This is a genomic window from Deltaproteobacteria bacterium, assembly GCA_005879795.1.
In the GTDB taxonomy this organism is placed as follows: Bacteria; Desulfobacterota; Binatia; order DP-6; family DP-6; genus DP-6.
In genome coordinates this window covers 1-4,424 of sequence record VBKJ01000020.1, presented here as the reverse complement: position 1 = coordinate 4,424, position 4,424 = coordinate 1, and the positions used below count along the sequence as shown (strand labels likewise).

Here is a 4,424-nt window from a genome sequence, read left to right as displayed (position 1 = left end):
AACAGGTCGCCGAGATTGTCCTGACCCTGCACCGAGCGGGTGGCGTAGGTGTACGCCAGGCCTACACCCCAGCCAAAGTTCTCGCTGGAGCGGCGATACGGGCGGTCAATCGTGATTTGCAACGCGTCGTACCATGTCTTGGCGTCGTTCGTTGAGTAGATAAAGTTGCTAAAGCCGTGGGCATTGAGGTTAAAGTCGGGGACGCAGCAGGTGCCGTCCGGTCTGAGACCGGACTTGCCGAAGTTCATCGCCAGCTGGTCCACGCCCCGCACGCCTGCGTAGGTAGCCGAAACAGCGAAGCTCCCCAGGACACGTCGGATCCCCAGGTTCCACTGATACGACTTGGGGACTTTTGCGTCCTTGTCGATCAGCCAGGCTTCTGGCACCCCTTGGCTGTGCACGAGGGCGTCCAAGGTCGCCTTGTCGGCGGTCAGGTACGAATCGCTCCAGAGCGCCTGGCCCGGGGGCGCAGTCGTCGAACCCGGTGGAGCAAAGTTGATAGTGAACTCCGGATGGGTCAGCTTGAGGGTCTCGTCGACGGAAACGTCGAAAATGTTCCGGTCGTAGTACATGCCCAAGCCGCCGAAGATCGTGGTCTTGTTGTCCGAGTCCAGGCCGTATGAAAACCCGAGGCGAGGTTGGAAGGCGCCGTAGAAGGGCTTTCGGTTGCTGCCCGTGCTGATGTAGCGACTCAGGTCGAGCGGCTTGGGGAGGGAATCATTGTAGCGCGTTAGCGTGTCGATCACCATCTGCGGCGTCACGTAGTCGTAATTCATCATCTTCGTCTCGAAGTCCCACCGGACCCCCAGGTTAATTGTGAGTCGGGGGGTGGGGCTCCAGTCGTCTTGTATGTAGGCGCCGATCTCCTGGTTGTTCTTGTTCAGCGCCGCATTGCCGGTGCCATACTTCAGCTCGTAGGGGTTCTGGTAATTGTACGCGACGCCGTTCAGGGTGTCGCGATAAGCGAAACGTGGCGTCTCGTTGTTCGCCTTGAACACGTCGTACGATACGAAGTCCACGCTGGCACCCACCTTGAACACGTGCTGCCCACCGTGCGAATAGGTCAGGTCGTCCCGAAAGCCGATTCGCCTCTGCGTGAAGTCCTGAACGCTGAGATTGCTGCCAATGAAGCCGTCCGTCGTCTGTGTCCCTCCCACGTCGCGGTACGTGTACACGCGTGCGGGCAGGCCCGGCGTGTTGGGGACTGGGTTGCGACGAAAGCGCGAGTAGTCCACCTTCGCCTCGTTCAGCCACGCACCCGCATAGCGATTGTAGCGGAGTTGTCCGATCGAGATGTCCTGCGCGAAGTTCACCGCTTCATTTAGCGCGCACATCGATGCTGTCTGGCAGTTGACGCTGCCGAAGTCTCGCACGTCAGTCTCGTGGCGTGTGCTGAAGCTCAGCTCGGCCGCGGATTTCGGATCCACCGTGTAGTTCAACTTTCCGAACACCATAGTCTCGCGGAACGGCGATCCGAAGTTGCCGTTGTACTGCGTAATATTCACCGTGTCGAGCGCCGGGAATCCGGCCCTCGGCGTGGGAAAGTTCACGAAAAAGTTCCGGTTCTGGTAATTCCCCTCGTACGCGCCGAAGAAGAACAGTCGATCCCGTTTGATCGGGCCACCCATGCTGAGGCTGACGAGCGACCGGTTGTAGTCAGGCTTCGTGAACGTTGCCGGGGAGGTGTTCTTGAGCGCTCGCTGGAACGTGTCGAGCGCCACCAGTCCCTTGTTTTGATAGCCGTAAAGCACATTCCCGTGCCATTCGTTGCCGCCGGACTTCGTAGTCGCCGTGATGATTGCGCTGGATGCCTTCTGGTATTCCGCCTTGAAATTCTGGCTGATGACTCGGTACTCCTGGATGGCGCTTCGCGGGAACGGATTACCTTTGCTCGCGTCCTGTCCGGCGACTCCGCCGTTCGTCAGATCGTTCTTGAGACTTGTTCCATCGACGAAGACGTTGACCGTACTCGCCGTCTGGCCACCAGCCGAGAAGTTGCGGGATACGCTGTTGTTGCGGTCGTCGGAAATGGTGACACCGGGCGCCAGGGCGGCGAGGTCGAGGAAGTTCCGGCTAGCGGTGGGTAGCCGCTCGATTTGTTGTTGCGTGACGTTGGTAGCAATCTCGGACGTGCGCATCTCCACGCCGGTGGCTGCCACGACCGTCACCGCTTCGACCTGAATTGCTGACGCGGCGAGCTTCAGGTCCAACGGGAACACCTCACCAATCAGCACCCGCACCTTGAGCTTCTGGGCCGCCATGGCGATCTGTCGGGCCGTGACCTCATACTCGGCCGGCACGAGGCCCAGGATAGCGTAGAACCCGTTGCTTTGTGTCGTGACTTCACGTACCGCCGAAGTCTGCGTGTTCACCGCGCTGACGCGGGCTCCCGCGATCGGCGCCCCGCCCGAATCGGTCACGTACCCTCGGATACTGCCGGTGCTCGTTTGCGCCGACGCGGGTCGGGCGAGCGAGACGGCCAGCACGCCGCCAAGCAGCAACACAAAAACGACTCTCATGGTGGATTCCCTCCGTTGTCACCGTTATCACGCGCCCACTGGGGTTTGTCAAGGTCGGTGACCGCCGCGTAGATTGGGAGCGCCGCGTTCCCTTTCCTCTATTGTGAAACGGATCCCGATGCGCCCGCATAGCGGTTTCCTCACGACGTTGCCGGCCGCCCTGGCCCTCCTCGGCGCCGGACCTGCCTCCGCGCAGCACTCCCGCGCTGACCAGAACATCGACTCCCTCCTCGCGCGCATGACCCTGGAGGAGAAGCTCGGCCAGCTGAACCAGCTCTCGGTGGACAACCAGCCGAGCGCCGAACAGCTGGAGCTCGTGCGCAAGGGCCTGGTCGGCAGTTTCTTGAACCTGACCGGGGCGGCCGCGACGCGAGACGCGCAGCACATCGCCGTCACGGAGTCGCGCCTCCGCATCCCGTTGATCTTCGGCCACGACGTGATCCATGGCTACCGGACCATCTTCCCGATCCCGCTCGGCGAAGCCGCTTCGTGGGACCCGGAAGCCGTCGAGGCGGCCGCGCGCGTGGCCGCGCGGGAGGCCGCGGCGGCCGGCCTGCACTGGACGTTCGCGCCCATGGTGGATATCGCCCGCGATCCCCGCTGGGGCCGCATCGCCGAAGGCTCGGGAGAGGATCCGTACCTGGGATCGGCTATGGCCGCGGCGCGAGTCCGGGGCTTTCAGGGCGCCGACCCGCGCGCCCCCGACGCGGTGCTCGCTACGGTGAAACACTTTGCGGCGTACGGCGGCGCCGAGGGCGGTCGGGACTACAACACCGTGGATCTCTCGGAGCGCACGCTGCGCGAGGTGTACCTGCCGCCCTACCGGGCGGCCCTGGAAGCCGGCGCCGCCACGGTCATGACGTCGTTCAACGAGATCGGCGGCATCCCGAGCACCGCGAGCCGCTGGCTCATGACCACGCTGCTGCGTCGCGAGTGGGGCTTCCGGGGCTTCGTGGTGAGCGACTGGACCGCAGTCGCCGAGCTCATGAACCACGGCGTCGCGGGATCGCGCGCCGAGGCCGGGAAGCTCGCGCTCGAGGCGGGCGTGGATATGGACATGGTGAGCCGCATCTACGTGGACGATCTCCCGGCTCTCGTCCGCGCCGGGCGCATTCCTATGGCCGTGGTCAACGAGGCGGTGCGCCGGGTGCTCCGGGCCAAAGCAGCCCTCGGGCTGTTCGACGATCCCTACCATGGCGCTACACCGGAGCGCGAGCGAGCGACCTTGCTCGCCCCCGAGCACCGCCAGCTCGCGCGTCGCGTGGCCGAGGAGGCGATCGTCCTGCTCAAGAATGACGGGCAGCTCCTGCCGCTCGGGTCCCGAGTGCGCACCGTCGCTGTGATTGGCCCGCTCGCCGATGACAAAGTCTCGGCGCTCGGCTCCTGGCCCGGCCGCGGCGACCCACGGGACGCCGTCACTCCCTTGGAGGGGATCAAGGCGCGCGCGGGAAGCGTGAGCCTACTGTACGCGAAGGGCTGCGGCATCACCGACACGGCGACAGCGGGGTTTGCCGAGGCTGTCGCGGTAGCGAAACAGGCGGACGTCGCGGTACTAGTGCTCGGCGAAGCGGGGGACATGAGCGGCGAGGCCGCGAGTCGCGCCAACATAGACTTGCCCGGCGTCCAGCCCCAGTTGCTCGAGGCGATTCACGCGACCGGTACGCCGATCGTGCTCGTGCTGATGAATGGCCGGCCCCTCACCATACCGTGGGCTGCGGAGCACGTCCCGGCGATTGTCGAGTCGTGGTTCCTCGGGGTCGAGACCGGCCCGGCACTCGCCGCCGTCCTGTTCGGTGACGTGAGCCCGAGCGGCAAGCTGCCGGCGACCTTCCCGCGCTCCGTCGGCCAGATTCCCCTCTATTACAACCACAAGAACACCGGGCGTCCCACCGGGCCGGACAAGTA

The 4,424-nt window shown here is 64.4% G+C and carries 2 protein-coding genes; one reads left to right on the top strand and one right to left on the bottom strand.

The genetic code is table 11. The annotated features are described in order from the left end of the window. A partial coding sequence (locus E6J59_00815; protein TMB24096.1) for a TonB-dependent receptor occupies positions 1-2,519 on the bottom strand: 2,519 nt, incomplete at its 3' end. Positions 2,520-2,637: 118 nt separating this feature from the next. Here E6J59_00815 and bglX point away from each other — a divergent pair. Further along, positions 2,638-4,424: beta-glucosidase BglX (gene bglX / locus E6J59_00810; GenBank protein TMB24095.1), on the top strand; the 1,787-nt coding region annotated here is incomplete at its 3' end.